The sequence below is a fragment of the Streptomyces sp. NPDC085900 genome (assembly GCF_044540925.1).
Lineage (GTDB): Bacteria > Actinomycetota > Actinomycetes > Streptomycetales > Streptomycetaceae > Streptomyces > Streptomyces gilvifuscus.
In genome coordinates, this window is sequence record NZ_JBITSP010000006.1 from 458,261 (window position 1) to 475,530 (window position 17,270).

The 17,270-nt window shown below is 71.6% G+C and carries 13 protein-coding genes; 3 read left to right on the forward strand and 10 right to left on the reverse strand.

The features are described from left to right. Window positions 1-143 precede the first annotated feature (143 nt). The gene (locus tag ACIGDI_RS23665; RefSeq protein WP_399899856.1) at window positions 144-1,118 is read left to right on the forward strand and encodes a lytic polysaccharide monooxygenase; all 975 of its coding nucleotides are present in this window, start codon (window positions 144-146) and stop codon (window positions 1,116-1,118) included. Window positions 1,119-1,178: 60 nt separating this feature from the next. Here the strand turns inward: ACIGDI_RS23665 and ACIGDI_RS23670 are convergent, their stop codons facing one another. Together ACIGDI_RS23670 and ACIGDI_RS23675 are read right to left on the reverse strand one after the other, a co-directional pair. Beyond that, window positions 1,179-2,039 (reverse strand): esterase/lipase family protein, encoded by an 861-nt coding sequence (locus ACIGDI_RS23670; RefSeq protein ID WP_399899859.1) that lies wholly within the window; start codon window positions 2,037-2,039, stop codon window positions 1,179-1,181. 172 nt (window positions 2,040-2,211) lie between these two features. Beyond that, window positions 2,212-2,658: a MarR family winged helix-turn-helix transcriptional regulator gene (locus tag ACIGDI_RS23675; RefSeq protein WP_200699777.1), complete on the reverse strand. Its 447-nt coding sequence runs from the start codon at window positions 2,656-2,658 to the stop codon at window positions 2,212-2,214. A gap of 100 nt (window positions 2,659-2,758) precedes the next feature. Between ACIGDI_RS23675 and ACIGDI_RS23680 the strand changes: the two genes are divergently transcribed. Further along, on the forward strand, window positions 2,759-3,133 hold the full coding sequence (locus ACIGDI_RS23680) for a cupin domain-containing protein (protein WP_399899862.1): 375 nt from the start codon (window positions 2,759-2,761) through the stop codon (window positions 3,131-3,133). 18 nt (window positions 3,134-3,151) lie between these two features. Here the strand turns inward: ACIGDI_RS23680 and ACIGDI_RS23685 are convergent, their stop codons facing one another. Beyond that, the gene (locus tag ACIGDI_RS23685) at window positions 3,152-4,120 is read right to left on the reverse strand and encodes a DNA polymerase thumb domain-containing protein (RefSeq protein WP_399899865.1); all 969 of its coding nucleotides are present in this window, start codon (window positions 4,118-4,120) and stop codon (window positions 3,152-3,154) included. Next, a complete protein-coding gene (locus tag ACIGDI_RS23690; protein ID WP_399899868.1) occupies window positions 4,117-7,611 on the reverse strand; it encodes a DNA polymerase III subunit alpha in 3,495 nt (1,164 codons plus the stop codon). The genes ACIGDI_RS23685 and ACIGDI_RS23690 overlap by 4 nt, the downstream gene beginning before the upstream one ends. A 151-nt stretch (window positions 7,612-7,762) precedes the next feature. On the opposite strand from ACIGDI_RS23690, the gene ACIGDI_RS23695 reads away from it, so the two are divergent. Beyond that, entirely contained in the window at window positions 7,763-8,833 is a 1,071-nt protein-coding gene (locus ACIGDI_RS23695; RefSeq protein ID WP_399899871.1) for a DUF3533 domain-containing protein, read from the forward strand. On the opposite strand, the gene adhE is transcribed toward ACIGDI_RS23695, so the two are convergent. The 6 genes from adhE to ACIGDI_RS23725 form a co-directional block, all read right to left on the reverse strand. Next, the gene (gene adhE, locus ACIGDI_RS23700; RefSeq protein ID WP_399899874.1) at window positions 8,821-11,415 is read right to left on the reverse strand and encodes a bifunctional acetaldehyde-CoA/alcohol dehydrogenase; all 2,595 of its coding nucleotides are present in this window, start codon (window positions 11,413-11,415) and stop codon (window positions 8,821-8,823) included. The two genes, ACIGDI_RS23695 and adhE, sit on opposite strands and share 13 nt — an antisense overlap. Window positions 11,416-11,609: 194 nt before the next feature. Continuing rightward, on the reverse strand, window positions 11,610-12,689 hold the full coding sequence (locus ACIGDI_RS23705; protein WP_399899877.1) for a S1 family peptidase: 1,080 nt from the start codon (window positions 12,687-12,689) through the stop codon (window positions 11,610-11,612). 235 nt (window positions 12,690-12,924) lie between these two features. Then, the gene (locus tag ACIGDI_RS23710) at window positions 12,925-13,806 is read right to left on the reverse strand and encodes a slipin family protein (RefSeq protein WP_399899880.1); all 882 of its coding nucleotides are present in this window, start codon (window positions 13,804-13,806) and stop codon (window positions 12,925-12,927) included. A 116-nt stretch (window positions 13,807-13,922) separates the two neighbouring features. After that, window positions 13,923-14,825, reverse strand: coding sequence for a S1 family peptidase (locus tag ACIGDI_RS23715; RefSeq protein ID WP_399899883.1), 903 nt, complete (start codon window positions 14,823-14,825; stop codon window positions 13,923-13,925). Between the two features lie 447 nt (window positions 14,826-15,272). Beyond that, window positions 15,273-15,896 carry a GTP-binding protein gene (locus ACIGDI_RS23720; protein ID WP_399899885.1) on the reverse strand — a complete coding sequence of 208 codons (624 nt, stop codon included), beginning with the start codon at window positions 15,894-15,896 and terminating at the stop codon, window positions 15,273-15,275. Between the two features lie 129 nt (window positions 15,897-16,025). Further along, window positions 16,026-17,177 (reverse strand): DUF5685 family protein, encoded by a 1,152-nt coding sequence (locus tag ACIGDI_RS23725; RefSeq protein WP_399899887.1) that lies wholly within the window; start codon window positions 17,175-17,177, stop codon window positions 16,026-16,028. Between the last annotated feature and the right edge of the window lie 93 nt (window positions 17,178-17,270).

Sequence of the window (17,270 nt, forward strand, 5' to 3'; positions counted from 1 at the left end):
CTCCGTCTCAGCACTCCCTTAACGCGAGCATAAGGATCTCTCGCACCCGCCCCCAGCAGGCGATTTCACGGTTTCTTGGATACGGCTCCCGATCGCTTGTGATCGGCGCCGACCAGACCGGAACCGTTCCGAGGAGATTCCGCATGCCCGCACGCCGCCGCACGGTCGCCACGATCGCCGCCCTCGGCGCCGCTCCGCTCGCCCTGACCGCCCTGGCCGCCGCCCCGGCGTCGGCGCACGGGACGATGGGCGATCCGGTCAGCCGGGTCGCCCAGTGCTACGCGGAGAACCCGGAGAGCCCGAAGTCGGACGCCTGCAAGGCGGCGGTCGCGACCGGCGGCACCCAGGCGCTCTACGACTGGAACGGCATCCGCATCGGCGACGCGAACGGCCGCCACCAGCAGCTGATCCCGGACGGCAAGCTGTGCAGCGCGAACAACGAGGAGTTCAAGGGTCTCGACCTGGCGCGCGCGGACTGGCCGGCGACGAGCGTGCGCAGCGGGTCGTACACCTTCAAGTACCGCGTGACGGCCCCGCACAAGGGCACCTTCAAGGTGTACGTCACCAAGGCGGGATACGACCCTGCCAAGCCCCTGGCCTGGTCCGACCTGGACATGGAGCACCCGGTCGCGACCGCCACCGACCCGGCTGCCTCGGGCGGCTTCTACACGTTCTCCGGCACGCTCCCCGAGCGCTCCGGCCGGCAGCTGCTGTATGCGATCTGGCAGCGCTCGGACAGCCCCGAGGCCTTCTACTCCTGCTCGGACGTCACGTTCGGCGCGGGCGCCGGGAACACCGCGGGCACCGGTTCGGGGGGCGGCTCGTCGCCCGCGCCCACCGCCTCCGCGCCTTCCGACGAGCAGATCGAGGCGGGGGCCGGCAGATCGACGGTGGAGCATCACGGGCACGGCGACCAGGACGCCGCGACGTCCGCGGACCCCACTCCGGTCAACGCGCCCGAGGCGGCCGGTGCTTCGGAGAGGCTCGCCGAGACGGGAGGCGGCGGCGACACCCCGTACCTCGCCGTGGGCGGTGCGGCCGCCCTGGCGCTCGGTTCGGCCGCCCTGTTCGCCTCGGTCCGCCGCCGCGCGAACGACGGCGGACGGCAGGGCCGCTAGTACGGCCACGGAGGGCGGGGCCCGTCCGGCGGCTCAGGCCGGACGAGCCCCGCTCGTGCGTCAGCTCAGCACCGACGCGCAGGTGGTCGCGGTGGCGTGCGCGGGGTCGAGCGCGTTGGCCACCTCATGGAAGGCGATCCGGTCGGTGAGACCGATCAGGACGTGTTCGGAGAGGTCCAGCGAGCACAGGTTCTGGATGAGGACGTTGTGCACGTCGGAGCCGCTCAGGAACTGGCTCGTGTACGGCGTGACGACCTCGTCGTACTTGCTGGCGATGACCGTGTAGTGGACGCCGGGGACGGTGTCGCCGCCGGCGTTGAGCTTGGTGAGGAAGGCGGAGCCGGCCATCTGGTCGGCGAGGCCCGGGGTGGCGGCGTTGAGCAGGTCGGCGGCGCCCGGGAAGTAGGGCAGCAGCTTGGTCAGACCGTTCAGGTCGGTGCCGTGGTTGTCGGGCGCGATGCCGACCAGGGCGTTCACCTTGGCGGCTCCGCCGAGGAACCTGAGGTAGTAGCGGGGCATCATGCCGCCCTGCGAGTGGCCGACGAGGTCGGCCTTGGCGGCGCCGGTGGCGGTGAGGACCTTGTCGACGAAGGCGGAGAGCTGCCCGGCCGACTTGTCGATGGGGCCGAGGCCGTAGAAGACGGGGACGCCGGAGAGCTGGCCGTAGTCCAGGGAGAAGACGCAGTAGCCGCGGTCCTCCAGGTAGGGCGCGAGGCCCAGCCAGTTGTCCACGGAGTTGCCGAGGGTGCCGTGGACCAGGACGACGGGGCGGGGATGGGCGGCGGAGGGCTTGCAGGAGTAGTCGTTCCAGCCGCTCGACGGTGCGGTGGCGGCATGGGCGCTGGTGGCGGGGACGAGGGCGACCGCGGCGGTCAGCAGCACCGCGGCCAGGGCTCTGAGCACTCGGTTCCAGGGCAGCATCGTGTGATCTCCTTGCGGCTCAAGGGAGTTGCGATGGCCTTACGCCCTGTGATCCGGATCACGAAGGATGCTGTTCACTCGTCAAGTTACGGACGAGTAGTGCAAGTGTGAAGTTACGCGTCAGTAAAAACTTCCAGTGATAACCGACTCGCCGGTAGCTGCCGATGAACCGTCACCAGGCGGGCCTGATCGGACCATAGGGCGCAATGCGTCCCAATTGCTCGCGCAACGCCCGCACTTCACCCTCACCGAGTACGTCCGCCCACTCCCGCACCACTTCCGCCGCGGCCGCCTCCGCGGCCCGGGTGCAGGCCCATCCCCGCTCGGTCAGCACGACCAGCCGCGCCCGCGCGTCCGCGGGGTGCGGCCGCCGCTCGGCGTACCCCTTGCGCACGACCTCGTCGACGAGCTGACTGGCGGCCTGCTTGGTGACTCCGAGATGCGCGGCGAGTTCGGTGACCGTCGCCCCGTCCGGGGCCAGCCGCGTGAAGGCGAATCCGTGCGCGGGCCGCATTCCCTCGAAGCCGCGGGCGACGACACCCTCGTTGATGCGCTGGGTGAGCTCGCCGGCGACGGCGAGCAGGGCGGCGGACAGGGCCATGGCCTCGGAGTTGTGCACGGAGGCATTGAAACACCCTTGACGGATTGGTCAAGCAGCTTGACCATAGACCCATCCCGGATGGTCAAGCAGCTTGACCATCTTCCCTCGAAGGAGAGCCATGCCCGTCATCCGCACGTCCGAAGCGGTCACCCACGAGATCCACGGCGCCCGCTTCGTCTCGTACGTCACCCCGCGCACCGGCAGCAAGGAGCTGTGCGCCTGGCGCGGGGAGATCCCGCCCGGCACCAGGGCCCCCGCCCACACCGTCAGCCGGGAGGAGATCTTCCACCTCATCGTCGGCGAACTGGTCGTCACGCTCGACGACCGCACCGACCGGATCACCGCGGGCGACACGCTGATCGTCAACCCCGGCGCGACCCTGACCGTCGAGAACCCGACCGAGCAGACGGCGATCTCCTGGGTCACCACGTCGATCGGCCTGGAGGCGGAACTGGCCGACGGCACGCGGCTCACGCCTCCGTGGGCCAACTGACCTGCCGCCCCGGGGACGTCACGCCGCCAGCGCCCCCGGGATCACCGCCCCCGGCCCGAACTTCGCCCGCACCCGGTCCGCGGCCTCCTCCACGCGGCGGACCTTCTCGTCCACGGGGTCGAAGGTGAGCTGATGGGAGGCCTGTTCGGCGGGAGCGAGGGACTCGGCGCGCAGCACGAGGGCGCGCACGCGGGCGCGCTGCAGGCCGAGGGCCTCGTACATGGCGTACGTCGTCCTCGTCAGGGCGGCGGAGTGCGCGGTCGGCTCGCGCAGGGTGCGGGTGCGGGTCGTCGCGGTGCGGTCGGCGTAGCGCACGGTGAGGGTGAGGGCGCCGCAGACCTTGTCGAGGGCGCGGAGCCGGGCGCCCAGTTCCTCGGCGGCCGACAGCAGGGCGCGGCGATGCCGGTCCGGGTCCAACTCGTCCAGGGGGAAGGGCCGTTCGGTGGCGAGGGAGCGTGAGACGCCGTTCGGGACGACCCGGCCGCGGTCGACGCCGTTCGCCTTCTCGTGCAGTTCGCGGCCCGCCCGCGCGCCGATCAGGCGCTGGAGCGTGGAGAGGGGGGCGGCCGCCACCCGGCCCAGGGTGTCGAGGCCGTACTCGCACAGGGTGCGGCTCGTCGCCGTACCGACCCCGGGCAGCACGGCCACCGGCCGGTTCGCGAGGAACGCCGCCACGGCGTCCTCGGGCACCGCGCACGTCACGCCCGGCCGGGCGTCGCGCAGGGCCACGCGGGCCAGCATCGGCCCCGGTCCGGCGCCGATCACGCAGTCGACGCCGTGCAGGGCGAGGGCGCGGACGCGGATCACCGAGGCCAGCTCGACGGCGCTGCGCCCGAAGTACCTTTCGGCGCCCCGCAGATCGGCCAGCACCCCGTCCGGCGGCAGCGCCTCCACGACCGGGGTGAACTCCTCCAGCAGGCCGAGCAGCCCCGGCAGAGCCGCCTCGCCCGCCGGCGGCAGCTGGAAACGTACGCACAGAACGGTCATCCCGCACTCCCCGGACTCTGGTGCCACAACTTCCTTCCCACCGCGGGCCCTTCGCCCGCGGGGCGCAGATCCGCCCAGGGGTGCATCTCGTACCCCGTGGGCATGCGGATCCTCCGGTCCTCCATCGGGTCGCGGGCCGCGGAGCCCGCGGGCGCCGGCTGTCCGTCCGATCCGGCGAGCCTCGCCGGTGACGAACCGCCGCCGTCCGCGGGCGGCTCCGCGAGCCGGGCCGCGACGCCGTCCAGCCCTTCCTCCTCGCGCACCTCCAGCAGTTCGGCGAGGTTCCAGGCGGCGGCCCCGACCACGCTCAGGCTGCGCGGTCCGCGCCGCTGCACGACCCCGCGCACCAGCAGCAGCCAGGAGTGGAAGACGGTGTGGGCGCAGGTGTCGTGGGAGTCGTCGAAGAAGGCGAGGTCGACCAGGCCCGTGCCGTCGTCCAGGGTCGAGAAGATGACCCGCTTGCCGGACCGGATCGGCGGCGTCTGGGTGGCCGCCTTCGCGCCCGCGACCAGCACCGTCTCCCCGTGCCGCACCTCTCGCAGCCGGCGCGCGGAGACCACGCCCAGCTCGTCGAGGAACGCCCGGTGGTCGTCCATCAGGTTGCGCGAGGCGTCCATCGACAGCACGCCCAGTTCGGCGCTGAGCTTCTCCGCCTCCGACAGGTCCGGCAGCCCGGCCGGAGCGGTCTTGCGCCCTCCCGCCAGCGGGAGTTGGCCGCCGCCCCCGCTCCGGGCGCCCCGGTGCAGTTCGGTCAGGTGCAGTTGCAGATCGCGGCGGTTGGCGCCGAACGCGTCCAGGGCGCCGACCTGGGCGAGCCGCCCGGCCAGCGGCCGGCTCGGCCGGGCCCGCTCCCAGAAGTCCAGCAGGGAGGCGTACGGCCGGCCCTGGGCGATCCGTTCGGCCTCGGCCTCGCTGATGCCGTGCACGTCGGAGAGTGCCAGTCGCAGACCCCACACCCCCTCAGATTCAGACACCAGTTCGATACGGTGTGCGACCGCCGACTTGTTCACATCCAGCGGCAGCACCGGCACCCCGCGCCGCCGCGCGTCCGCCAGCAGCAGCCGCTTGGGGTACATCCCGGGGTCGTGGGTGAGCAGCCCCGCGTAGAAGGCCGCCGGATGATGCGCCTTCAGCCACGCCGACTGGTACGTCGGCACGGCGAAGGCGACCGCGTGCGCCTTGCAGAAGCCGTACGACCCGAAGGCCTCGACGATCTCCCAGGTGCGCTGAATCGTTTCTGCGTCATATCCGTTCGCCGCCGCGTGCTGGGCGAACCACACCTTGATCCGCCCCTGCGACTCCGGGGCGGACAGCCCGCGCCGGATCCGGTCCGCCTCGCCCCGCCCGCAGCCGGTCATGACGGCGACGATGTCGATGATCTGCTCGTGGAAGACGACGACCCCGTACGTCCCCTTCAGCGGCTCGGTCAGATCCCGGTGCGGATACCTGACGGGCGCCCGTCCGTGCCGCGCCTCGATGAACGGCCGCACCATGTCGGCGGCGACCGGACCGGGCCGGAAGAGGGAGATGTCGACGACGAGGTCGTGGAAGGTGGCCGGCTGCAGCCGCCCCACCAGGTCCCGCTGGCCCGGCGACTCGATCTGGAAGCAGCCCAGCGTCTCGGTGGACCGGATGAGCCGGTACGTCTCCGGGTCGCCCGGCGCCAGCGCGTCCAGGTCGATCCGCTCCCCCGTCGCCCGCTCCACCTCGGCGACCGCGTGCGCCATCGCCGACTGCATCCGCACGCCCAGGACGTCGAGCTTGAGCAGCCCGAGGTCCTCCACGTCGTCCTTGTCGAACTGCGACATGGGCAGTCCCTCGCCGCTGGTCGGCATGACCGGCGTACGGCCGAGCAGGGACGCGTCGGACAGCAGCACCCCGCACGGGTGCATGGCGACCCCGCGCGGAAGGGCGTCGAGGGCCTCGACCAGTTCCCAGAGCCGTCCGTACTTCTCCTGCTCCCCCGCCAGCCGCCGCAGTTCGGGCAGCTCCGCCAGCGCCGCGCGGGCGTCGCGCGCCCGGATGTGCGGGAAGGACTTGGCGACCCGGTCGATCTCGGCGGGGTCCATGGACAGGGCCGCGCCCACGTCCCGGATGGCATGGCGGACGCGGTAGGTCTCCGGCATCGCGACGGTGGCGACCCGTTCCTCGCCGAACCGGCCGATGATCGCGCGGTAGACCTCCAGCCGGCGCGCGGACTCCACGTCGATGTCGATGTCGGGCAGCACGACCCGCTCCTTGGACAGGAAGCGCTCCATCAGCAGCCCGTGCTCGACCGGATCGGCGTTCGCGATGCCGAGGAGGTGGTTGACCAGGGAGCCGGCCCCGGAGCCGCGCGCGGCGACCCGAATGCCCATGTCCCGTACGTCGTCCACGACCTGAGCGACCGTCAGGAAGTAGGAGGCGAAGCCGTGGTGGGCGATGATGTCCAGCTCGTGGTGCATCCGCTCCCAGTATTCGCGCTTTCCCGCGTGGCCGCGCAGCACCATCCCGGCCGCCGCCCGGGAGGCGAGCGCCCGCTGGGCGGTGCGGCGGCCCGCGCCGACCAGATGCGGCTCGGGGAAGTGGACGGAGCCCATGCCGAGGTCGTCCTCGGGGTCCACCAGGCACTCGGCGGCCGTGGCCCGCGTCTGCTCCAGCAGCCTGCGGGCGGTGTCGCGCCGGAAGCCCGCGGCCTCGACGACGCGCTCGGCGACCCGGAGCATGTCGTCGGCGCCCTTGAGCCAGGCCGCACCGGAGTCCAGCTCCCCCGCGGGGTCGATCGGGACGAGCCGGCGGGCCGCGTCCAGGACGTCGGCGACCGGGCCGAGGCCCGGGTCGGCGTAGCGGACGGCGTTGCTGAGCACCGGCCGGACGCCCTGCTCGGCGGCGAAGCCCACGGTACGGGCGGCCAGGCGCAGCGAGCCGGGGCCGGTGCCGGTGCGGCCGTGCCAGACGGCCTCCAGGCGCAGGGCGTCGCCGTAGATCTCCCGCCAGGCGGCGAGGAGCCCGGCCGCGCGGTCGGGGCGGCCGGCCGCCAGTGCGCGGCCGACGTCGGAGGCGGGGCCGAGCAGGACGGTCAGACCGTCGGCGTGGTTGGCGTCCCAGGACAGCAGGGGCTGGGTTTCGGCGGTGTGGGCGGCGGTGACCAGACGGCACAGGTCGGCCCAGCCGCGGGCGCCGTCGCGGGCCAGGAAGGTGACGCGGGGTGTCGACTCGTCGACGAAGGCGCCGCCGCGTACGGGGGTGCGGCGCCTGTCCCGTCGTACCGGATCGTCCTTCCGGATCCGGGCGGGCGGCTCCACCGCGAGTTCCGCGCCGAACAGCGGGCGGACGCCCGCCTTCGCGCAGGCCTTGGCAAAGCGGACGGTGCCGGCGACGGTGTCGCGGTCGGTGAGGGCGAGGGCGTCCATGCCCCGCTCGGCGGCGCGCTCGGCCAGCCGCTCCGGGTGGGAGGCGCCGTAGCGCAGGGAGAACCCGGAGACGGTGTGCAGATGCGTGAAACCCGGCACACGCACCTCCCGCACTCGCGAGCCCCGAACGGCTCTCGAACATCAGTTCCCGACGACACTCCCACCATACCCCCATTCTCGAACACTTGTACGGCATCCGTTCGGACGTGTCCCACCTGCGGAAACGTCCGGCAGCCCCGACGTTGGGGGCATGACGCAGACCACCGGCGCCGGCGCTCCACCCGCTCCCCGTTCGTCCTCCTTCCTCGCCGAGGTGAAGGACGCCGTCACCCCGCGGGCCACCGTGCTGGTCCTCGGTGTGATCGCCCTTCAGCTGCTGTTCATCGCCTCCTATGTGGGCGCGCTGCACGATCCGAAGCCCAGGGACGTGCCCTTCGGGGTCGTCGCGCCGGCGGCGGCCGCCCAGCAGGCGGTGACCCGGCTGGAGAGGCTGCCGGGCTCGCCGCTGGACCCGCGCGCGGTGGCCGACGAGGCGACGGCCAGGAAGAAGATCATGAACCGCGAGATCGACGGGGCGCTGATCGTGCACCCGGCCCGGACGACCGACACCCTCCTGGTCGCCTCCGGCGGCGGCACCGTCCTCGCGACCACCCTGGAGAGGTACCTCACCGTCCTGGAGGCCTCCCAGCAGCGGACGGTCCGGACGCTGGACGTGGCGCCGGCGTCCCCCCAGGACTTCGACGGGCTCACGTCCTTCTACCTGGTGGTGGGCTGGTGCGTGGGCGGCTATCTGTGCGCCTCGATCCTGGCGATCAGCACGGGCGCCCGGCCCGCCAACGTGAGCCGGGCGACGATCCGGCTGGCCGTGATGGTGCTGGTGTCGCTCGTCGGAGGGCTCGGGGGCGCGGTGATCGTGGGACCGATCCTGGGCGCGCTGCCGGGGAGTGTGGCGGCCCTGTGGGGGCTGGGCGCGCTGGTGACCTTCGCGGTGGGGGCGGCGACGCTCGCGCTCCAGGGGGTCTTCGGCATCGTCGGCATCGGTCTGGCGATCCTGCTCGTGGTGATCGCGGGCAACCCGAGCGCGGGCGGCGCCTTCCCGCTGCCGATGCTGCCGCCGTTCTGGAAGGCGATCGGTCCGGCGCTGCCGCCGGGCGCGGGCACCTGGGTGGCCCGGTCCATCGCCTACTTCGACGGCAACGACACGACCGCCGCCCTGCTGGTGCTTTCGGCATGGGCGGCGGCCGGGATCGTGATCACACTGGTGGCGGCGGTGCTGCGGACGAGGCGCCGGGGCGGGCCCCGGCCGGCTCAGACGCCGTAGTACGCCCTGCGCATCAGCTCCCGCATGTCGTCGATCATCGGCATCCGCGGGTTGGCGGGCGCGCACTGGTCGGCGTAGGCGTTCAGGGCCTGCTGCGGGATGGCGGCGAGGAAGGCCTCCTCGTCGACCCCCTCCTCCTGGAAGGAGGCCGGGATGCCGCAGCGCTCGCGGAGGTCCTCGACCGCGCGGGCGTACGACTCCACGCCCTCCTCGGGGGTCGCGGCCGGCAGGCCCAGCATGCGGGCGATGTCCTGGTAGCGCTCCGGGGCGCGGTAGGTCTCGGCCTTCGGCCACGGGGTGGCCTTGTGGGTCACCTTGCCGTTGTGCCGTATGACGTGCGGCAGCAGCAGCGCGTTCGTCCGGCCGTGGGCGACGTGGAAGGTGTTGCCCAGGGTGTGCGCCATGGCGTGGACGAGGCCGAGGAAGGAGTTGGCGAAGGCCATGCCGGCGATGGTCGACGCGTTGTGCATCCGTTCCCGCGCCTTGGGCGCCCGGGCCCCCTCCTTCACGCAGGCCTCCAGGTTCTCGAAGATCAGCTTGATGGCCTGCAGGCACTGGCCGTCGGTGAAGTCCGAGGCGTAGACCGAGACGTACGCCTCCGTCGCGTGGGTCAGGGCGTCGAAGCCGGAGTCGGCGGTGACGGTCGGCGGGAGGTTCATCGCCAGGACCGGGTCGACGATCGCCACGTGCGGGGTGAGGGCGTAGTCGGCGAGGGGGTACTTCTGGGCGGCCGAGGGGTCGGAGATGACCGCGAACGGGGTGACCTCGGAGCCGGTGCCCGACGTGGTGGGGATGGCGATCAGCTTGGCCTTGTCGCCGAGTTGGGGGAAGCGGTAGGCGCGCTTGCGGATGTCGAAGAACTTCTCCTTGGTGTCCGCGAACTCCACCTCGGGCCGCTCGTACATCAGCCACATGACCTTCGCCGCGTCCATCGGCGAGCCGCCGCCGAGCGCGATGATGGTGTCCGGCCGGAACTCCCGCATCTCGGCCGCGCCCGCCCGTACGGTGGCCAGCTCCGGGTTGGGCTCGACGTTGTCGATGTACTGCAGCAGCACCGGCTCCTCACGGGAGTTGAGGATCTCGGTGACCCGGCGCACGAAGCCGATCCGCTCCATGGTGCGGTCGGTGACGATCGTGACGCGGTGCACGTCGGGCATGGCCTTCAGATAGCGCAGGGCGCCCTTCTCGAAGTAGATCTTCGGCGGCACCTTGTACCACTGCATGTTGTTGTTGCGCCGCCCGATCCGCTTGATGTTGAGCAGGTTCACCGCGGAGACGTTGTTGGACACCGAGTTGTGCCCGTACGAGCCGCAGCCGAGGGTGAGCGAGGGCAGGAAGGCGTTGTAGACGTCGCCGATGCCGCCGAGGCTGGTCGGCGCGTTGACGATGACGCGGATCGCCTTGACCCGCTTGCCGAACTCCTCCGCCAGTTCCTCGTCCTCGGTGTGGATCGCGGCGGAGTGCCCGAGTCCGTCGAACTCGACCATCCGCATGGCCAGCCGGATTCCGTGCTCGGTGTCCTCGGCCCTCAGCGCGGCCAGCACCGGGGACAGCTTCTCCCTGGTCAGCGGTTCGCGCTCGCCGACCTCCGCGCACTCGGCGACCAGGATCGAGGTGCCCTCGGGCACGGCGAAACCGGCCTGTTCGGCGATCCAGGAGGCGGACTTGCCGACCGCCGTCGAATTCAGCCTGGCGGTGGCGCAGTTGGCGCCGTGGGCCGCGACACCGAAGAGGAACTCCTCCAGCTTCTCCTTCTCCGCGGCGGTGACGACATGGGCGCCGAGCCGCTTCATCTCGGCGACACCCGCCTCGTACACCTCCGCGTCCAGGACGATCGCCTGCTCGGAGGCGCAGATCATGCCGTTGTCGAAGGCCTTGGACAGGACGATGTCGTGGATCGCCCGGGCGAGGTCGGCGTCGGCGGCGACGTAGGCGGGCACGTTTCCGGCGCCGACGCCCAGGGCGGGCTTGCCGCACGAGTAGGCGGCCCGGACCATCGAGTTGCCGCCGGTGGCGAGGATGGTGGAGACGCCGTCGTGGTTCATCAGCAGCCGCGTCGCCTCCATCGACGGCTCCTCGATCCACTGCACGCAGCCCTCCGGCGCACCGGCGGCGATCGCCGCGTCCCGCACGATGCGTGCGGCCTCGCGCGAGCACTTCTGGGCGTTGGGGTGGAAGGCGAAGATGATCGGGTTGCGGGTCTTCAGGGCGATGAGCGCCTTGAAGACGGTGGTGGAGGTCGGGTTGGTGACCGGCGTCATCGCGCACACGACACCGACGGGCTCCGCGATCTCGGTGACGCCGGTGAGCTCGTCGCGGTGGACGACGCCCACCGTGCGCAGACCGCGCATCGAGTGGGTGACGTGCTCGCAGGCGAAGATGTTCTTGACCGCCTTGTCCTCGAACAGTCCGCGCCCGGTCTCCTCGACGGCCGCGCTCGCCAGTTCCCCGTGCGCGGCGAGCGCCGCGAGGGACGCCTTCGTGACGATGTGGTCGACCTGCTCCTGGTCGTACGACTCGAACCGGCCCAGCGCCTCCAGGGCACTCTCCACCAGTTCGTTCACCCGGTCCACGACCTGCATGTCAGGCCTCCTTCGTCCCAGCCTTCTCCGACACCTCCATTCGATATCGGTGGCGATCGATCATCGATACGAGAACGGCCCCAATGAAAGGAAGAAGGTCCCTGCAGGTATGGCGGAAGGTCCCGGACGCGCCGGAGAGCACACGCGAGGTCCCGCCCCTCGCACACGGGGCGGGACCTCGTCGGCGGCCGTGCTCAGCCGATCTGCGTCCCGGTGGCCGACAGGGCCTCGGTGACCGGCTGGAAGAACGTCTCGCCGCCCGAGGTGCAGTCGCCGCTGCCCCCGGACGTGAGCCCGATCGCCGCGTCGCCGTCGAACAGCGAGCCGCCGCTGTCGCCGGGCTCGGCGCACACGTCGGTCTGGATGAGTCCGCTGACCGTGCCCTCGGAGTAGTTCACGGTGGCGTTGAGACCGGTGACGGTACCGGTGTGGACCTGGGTGGTGGAGCCGCTGCGCGTCACCTTCTCCCCCACGGTGGCCTCGGCGGCGTGCGTGATGGCCCGCGTGGAGCCGTTGTAGAGGTCGACCGCGCTCGGGTGGTCCACGGCGGCCGTGTACTTGACCAGCCCGAAGTCGTTGCCCGGGAACTGCGAGTCGGCGTTCGTGCCGATCTGCGTCCCGCTGGAGTCCGACCAGCTGGAGATGGCGTCCGTGCAGTGCCCGGCGGTGAGGAAGTACGGATCGCCGCCCTTGGTCACGTTGAAGCCGAGCGAGCAGCGTCCGCCCGAGCCGGTGATGGCGTCGCCGCCGGCCACGAAGGGCTTGAACTCCCCCTTGGAGCGCTTGAGTTCGGCCTTGGCGCCGAGCCCGTCGACGACCTTGGACAGCTTGGCCCACGCGGCGCCCGACACAGTCCTGTCGGCGGTCACGACGACCTTGTTGCCGACCGGGTCGGTCGACCAGGACGTGCCGGGAATGGTGGCGTCCTTCGTCAGGGTCGTCCGGGCGGCGTCGAGTTGGGCGAGGGAGTGCCGGACGACTCTGGCCCTGGCGCCGGCCGCCTCGACCGTCCTCGCGGCACTCCGGTCGAGGACGTTGACGACGAGACTCTTGGCCTTCGCGTCGTAATACGTTCCCGCGGCCGCCGTACCGAGGTCGTCGCCGAGCGTCGAGGCGAGCTTTCCGGCCGCGGCGAGCGACAGCGTCCGCGGCTCGGAAGTCTTCGCGGGCTCACTTGCGTTCGCAGTCTGGAAGGTGACTCCCGCGGCCACCAGTGCGGCAATGCCCGCCCCGGCCAGGGCCGCACGCCGCCTGGGTATGCGTCGGTGCTTCAACTCACGTCCTCCTGTGGGGGGATGGGCCCGGACCGAGGTTGTGGGGACCTCGGGGGGCCGGAAGGCGTTGAACGGCGTTCACTATTCCGAGGCCGACGGGGAGCACACAAGGGCGTGTTCCGGACGCGCGTAGAACGCACTTCGCGCGCCCCTTCCCATTTGACGGTCCACGGTCACCCCGGGACTTCGCAGTGCAAACACCACGCGCGAGTGGCCCGTGCGCACTCGGTGAGGTCTAGTCCTGTCCTGAAATCGACCCCTCGGGTTCCTGATCCATCCGGGGCCCGGCGGGCGGGAGTTGCTCCTGCACCGGTTGCGGTGCCGGTTGCGACGGCTGTGCGGGAGCAGTCGGCACCGCCTGCTGCGCCTTCTCCAGGAACCTCAGCAGCTCCACCGGGAAGGGCAGGACGAGCGTGGAGTTCTTCTCGGCCGCCACCGCCACCACGGTCTGCAGCAGCCGCAGTTGCAGCGCGGCGGGCTGCTCGGACATCTCCTTGGCCGCCTCGGCGAGCTTCTTCGACGCCTGCAGCTCCGCGTCGGCGTTGATGACCCGGGCCCGCCGCTCCCGGTCGGCCTCGGCCTGCCGGGCCATGGAGCGCTTCATCGTCTCCGGCAGGGACACGTCCTTGATCTCGACGCGGTCGATGGTGACGCCCCACTCGACGGCCGGGCTGTCGATCATCAGCTCCAGCCCCTGGTTGAGCTTCTCGCGGTTGGAGAGCAGATCGTCCAGCTCGCTCTTGCCGATGATGGACCGCAGCGAGGTCTGCGCCATCTGCGAGACCGCGAACCGGTAGTCCTCCACCCGGACGACCGCCTCGGCCGGCCCGGTCACCTTGAAGTAGACGACGGCGTCCACCCGCACCGTCACGTTGTCCCGGGTGATGCCCTCCTGCGCGGGCACCGGCATCGTCACGACCTGCATGTTGACCTTCTGCAGCCGGTCCACGAACGGCACGATCATCGTGAACCCGGGTCCGCGCACCTCGGGCCTGAGCCGCCCGAGCCGGAAGACCACACCCCGTTCGTACTGCTTGACGACCCGCGCCGCCGCCATCACGTACACCGCTCCGGCGGACGCGAGGGTCACTCCCGCCGCCACCAGCTCCTCGACCATGCCGGCCCCCCAGGGGACTGAGCTGAGCCCTACCCGACACTCGACGGTAACCCCGGGCCGGGACAAGAGGGAGCCCCCGCACGCCGTTCGCGTGCGGGGGCCACTGAAGGGAGACGTCAGCCGATGCTCACGCCGTAGTAGCTCAGCGCCTCGGTGACCGGCTGGAAGAAGGTCGTGCCGCCGGAGGTGCAGTTGCCGCTGCCGCCGGAGGTCAGACCGTAGGCCACGGTGCCCGCGTACAGCGGACCGCCGCTGTCGCCGCCCTCGGCGCAGACCGTGGTCTGGATCAGACCGGAGACGACGTCGCCGCTGCCGTAGTTGACGGTGGCGTTCAGCGCGGTGACCCGGCCGCTGTGCGTGCCGGTGGTGGAGCCGCGGCGGTAGACGGTCGTGCCGACGCTCGGGGTGGCCGCGCTGGTGATGGTCTGGCTGCCGACCGTGCTCGGGTGCGAGACCGAGGAGTTGGTGTAGCGCACCAGGGCGAAGTCGTTGCCCGGGAAGCTGTAGCTCACGTTGCTGCCCAGCACCGTGGTGTGGCCTGAGTTGGAGTACCAGGTGGAGGCGACCTCACCGCAGTGACCGGCGGTCAGGAAGTAGTAGGTGCTGCCGCTGTGCACGTTGAAGCCGAGCGAGCAGCGGTAGGAGCCGCCGTAGATGGCGTCGCCGCCGGAGATCAGGGGCTTGAACTGCCCGGCCGAGCGCTTGATGGTGAGGGCCCCGGCTTTGCTGCCGGCCTCACGCTTGATCTTGGCGATCTCGGCCTTGGAGACCGTGCTGTCGACGGTGACGACAACGCGGTTGGTCGAGCTGTCGACGGCCCAGGCGGTGCCCGGGACGTCTGCCTTGAGCACCGAGCCGCTCACACCCTTCAGGGCGGAGGCGCTGAAGGTGGTGGGGGTCTCGGACGCGTTCGCGCTGGGGACCGCGAACGCCGCGGCGGCCACGAGGCCGGTGGTGACGGCGATCAGCCGGCTCCGTCTCGAAATGCCACTGCGAGGGGTGGTGCGCTTGATCCTCACGTTCGTTCCTCCCAAGGGGAAGTCGGGGGGCCCGCGTGGGGTCGGGGCCCCGTGAGGCGCAGCCGGGGACTCGGCGTCCGGATTGCGGACACACATGCCCCTGACAAGCGCTTGCCGGGAGTATTCGGCCGAACGACCGGTAGCCGCAAGGGCGCCTTTCGGTCGTCGAACAGTGAACGAGCCACGGGTTTTGGCCACGCACGCCCTGGTTCGGACCAGGTTGCGACCGCGGCCGACCGTCGTGCGCCCGTCGGCCACAAGACCGGCTCTGCGGAGGCTCAGGGAGCGTCAACTACCCCTGGTTCAGGTGAAGTCGGGAGAGTGGCGGACCCCCGGAGCACGGCCGCCCGACCCACCGTCGGCGGCACGTCGGCGCCGTGGGCGGTCCAGGCACCCGAGGATGTCCGGAATTCGCCCGTCCGGATCCGCTTTCCGGTTCGCCGCGTCTCACCCGGCCGTCACGGCACGCGGTCCGCCCCGCGTGGCCGTCCGCCGTCCGGAAGTCGCGGCCCGGTCGCCGACCACCTCGTCCATCAACGCCCCGAGCACATTGCGCACCGACGCTCGTTCCCGCGCGTCGCACTCGAGGACCGGAACCTCGACGTGCAGGCCCAGCGCCTCCCGTACGTCCTCCAGTTCGAACCGCTCGGCGCCGTCGAAGCGGTTCACCGCCAGCACGAAGGGCGTGCCGTGGGTCTCGAAGTAATCGACCGCCGGGAAGCTCTCCTCGATCCGGCGGGGGTCGGCGAGGACGACGGTCCCGAGCGCGCCCTCCACCAGGTCGTCCCACAGGAAGGAGAACCGGCCCTGCCCGGGCGTCCCGAACAGATACAGCGCGATGGTCGGATCGAGGGTGATGCGGCCGAAGTCCAGGGCGACGGTCGTGGTGGTCTTGGACTCGACCCCGTCGAGGGAGTCGACGCCCACCGAGACCTCGGTGATCGCCGCCTCCGAGTCCACCGTCTCAAGCTCCGAGATCGCCCCGATGAACGTGGACTTCCCGGCCCCGAGCCCTCCGCTGACCACGATCTTCACGGCAAGCGGCACGACCCTGTCACAGCGCCCGGACATGATCCCTGATCCTCCATGTGCCGCCGTTCGAGCGTCAGCGTCGCCCCGCCTACGACGAGTTGTACGTCCGCAGGCGCGCCGCCGTTCACCGCGGACGTACAGGACTCGGCGGTCTCGTCCGTCGAGGACTCAGCAGTCGCAGCCGCAGTCGCAGCAGTCGCACCCGTCGCAGCAGTCGCAGTCGCAGCAGTCACAACAGTCGCCGCAGTCGGTGCCGTTGCACAGACCGTCCTTGCGCTCGCGGCTCCACGGGTCCTCGTACTGGCCGCAGCACAACTGGCACGTGCAGGCCAGGCCCGCCCACACCGCGCACCCGGCGAGCAGCCCGCGCCGGTCACGCCGGGGCGGCCCGGACGGCGGCCCGCCCGGATGACCGGGCGGCGCGTACGGTCCGGCGAGCGAGGGTGCCGCGCCGTGTGCGCAGGAGGTGGTCCCGAAGGCCCGGTCGACGGAGGCGCGCAGTTCGTGCACGAGCAGCCGGTGTGCCAGCCTGCCGTCGGTGAACTCCGCCTCCCGCAGGGCGAGCCTTATCCCGTGCAGCGCGTCGTCGGCCAGCCGCCGGGCCTCGGTGAGCGGGGTCCCCGTCGCGGTGAGCGGGTTCCAGGCACCTGACGCGGCGTCGGCCTCCCGGTCCTCCACGGCGTCCAGCAGATGCGCGAGCCGTCCGAAGAGCCGTCCGGCCTCGGCGAGCGGCACGGCGTTCACCGGGCGCCCGGCCAGCACCGCCGTGTGCGCGAAGGCGGCGGCGGTCGCGGTCTCGGTCGGCTCGGTGACCGTCAGGACCGGCGTTCCGGGCCCGGCGAGGGCCTCGATGCCCGCCTGCCGGTCCACGGCATCGGTCAGCACCGTCGTGTCGAAGCCGACGCCGGATCCGCTGCGGATCCCCGCGGCATCCCAGTTCGCGGCCACCCGGCGCGCGGCGAACGCCACCGGCCCGCGGGCCAGCAGCCCGTCGCCGTCGGCGACATGGTCACGCACCTTGGCCGAGGCGAGCACCAGCGAGACGGCGGCCGCGAGCCGCGCGCCCTCACCCTGAGCGACGGAGGCGGTGCGCATTCCGCGCAACGGACAGGGTCCCGCAGTCCGCCGCCGATTGCCCATCCGCTCGGCCTGAGCTTCCGTCAGAACCGATATCAGCAGCCCGTCGTAGTTCGTCACGAGCCGCGCGAACTGTCCGTGATCCTTGCGCAGGGCGAGACACAGCCCGCACAAATGCGCTGTCCACTGGGTTTTGAGGCTCTCCCCGAGCCGATGGATACAGGGCCTGACGATTCCGAACACGACGTTCCCCCCGTGGCGCGTGTGCCATCCGATATGCGGTGAGCTGCCGCATCGTATCGGCCGCTCGTTCACCCGTACGCACCGCTCATCACC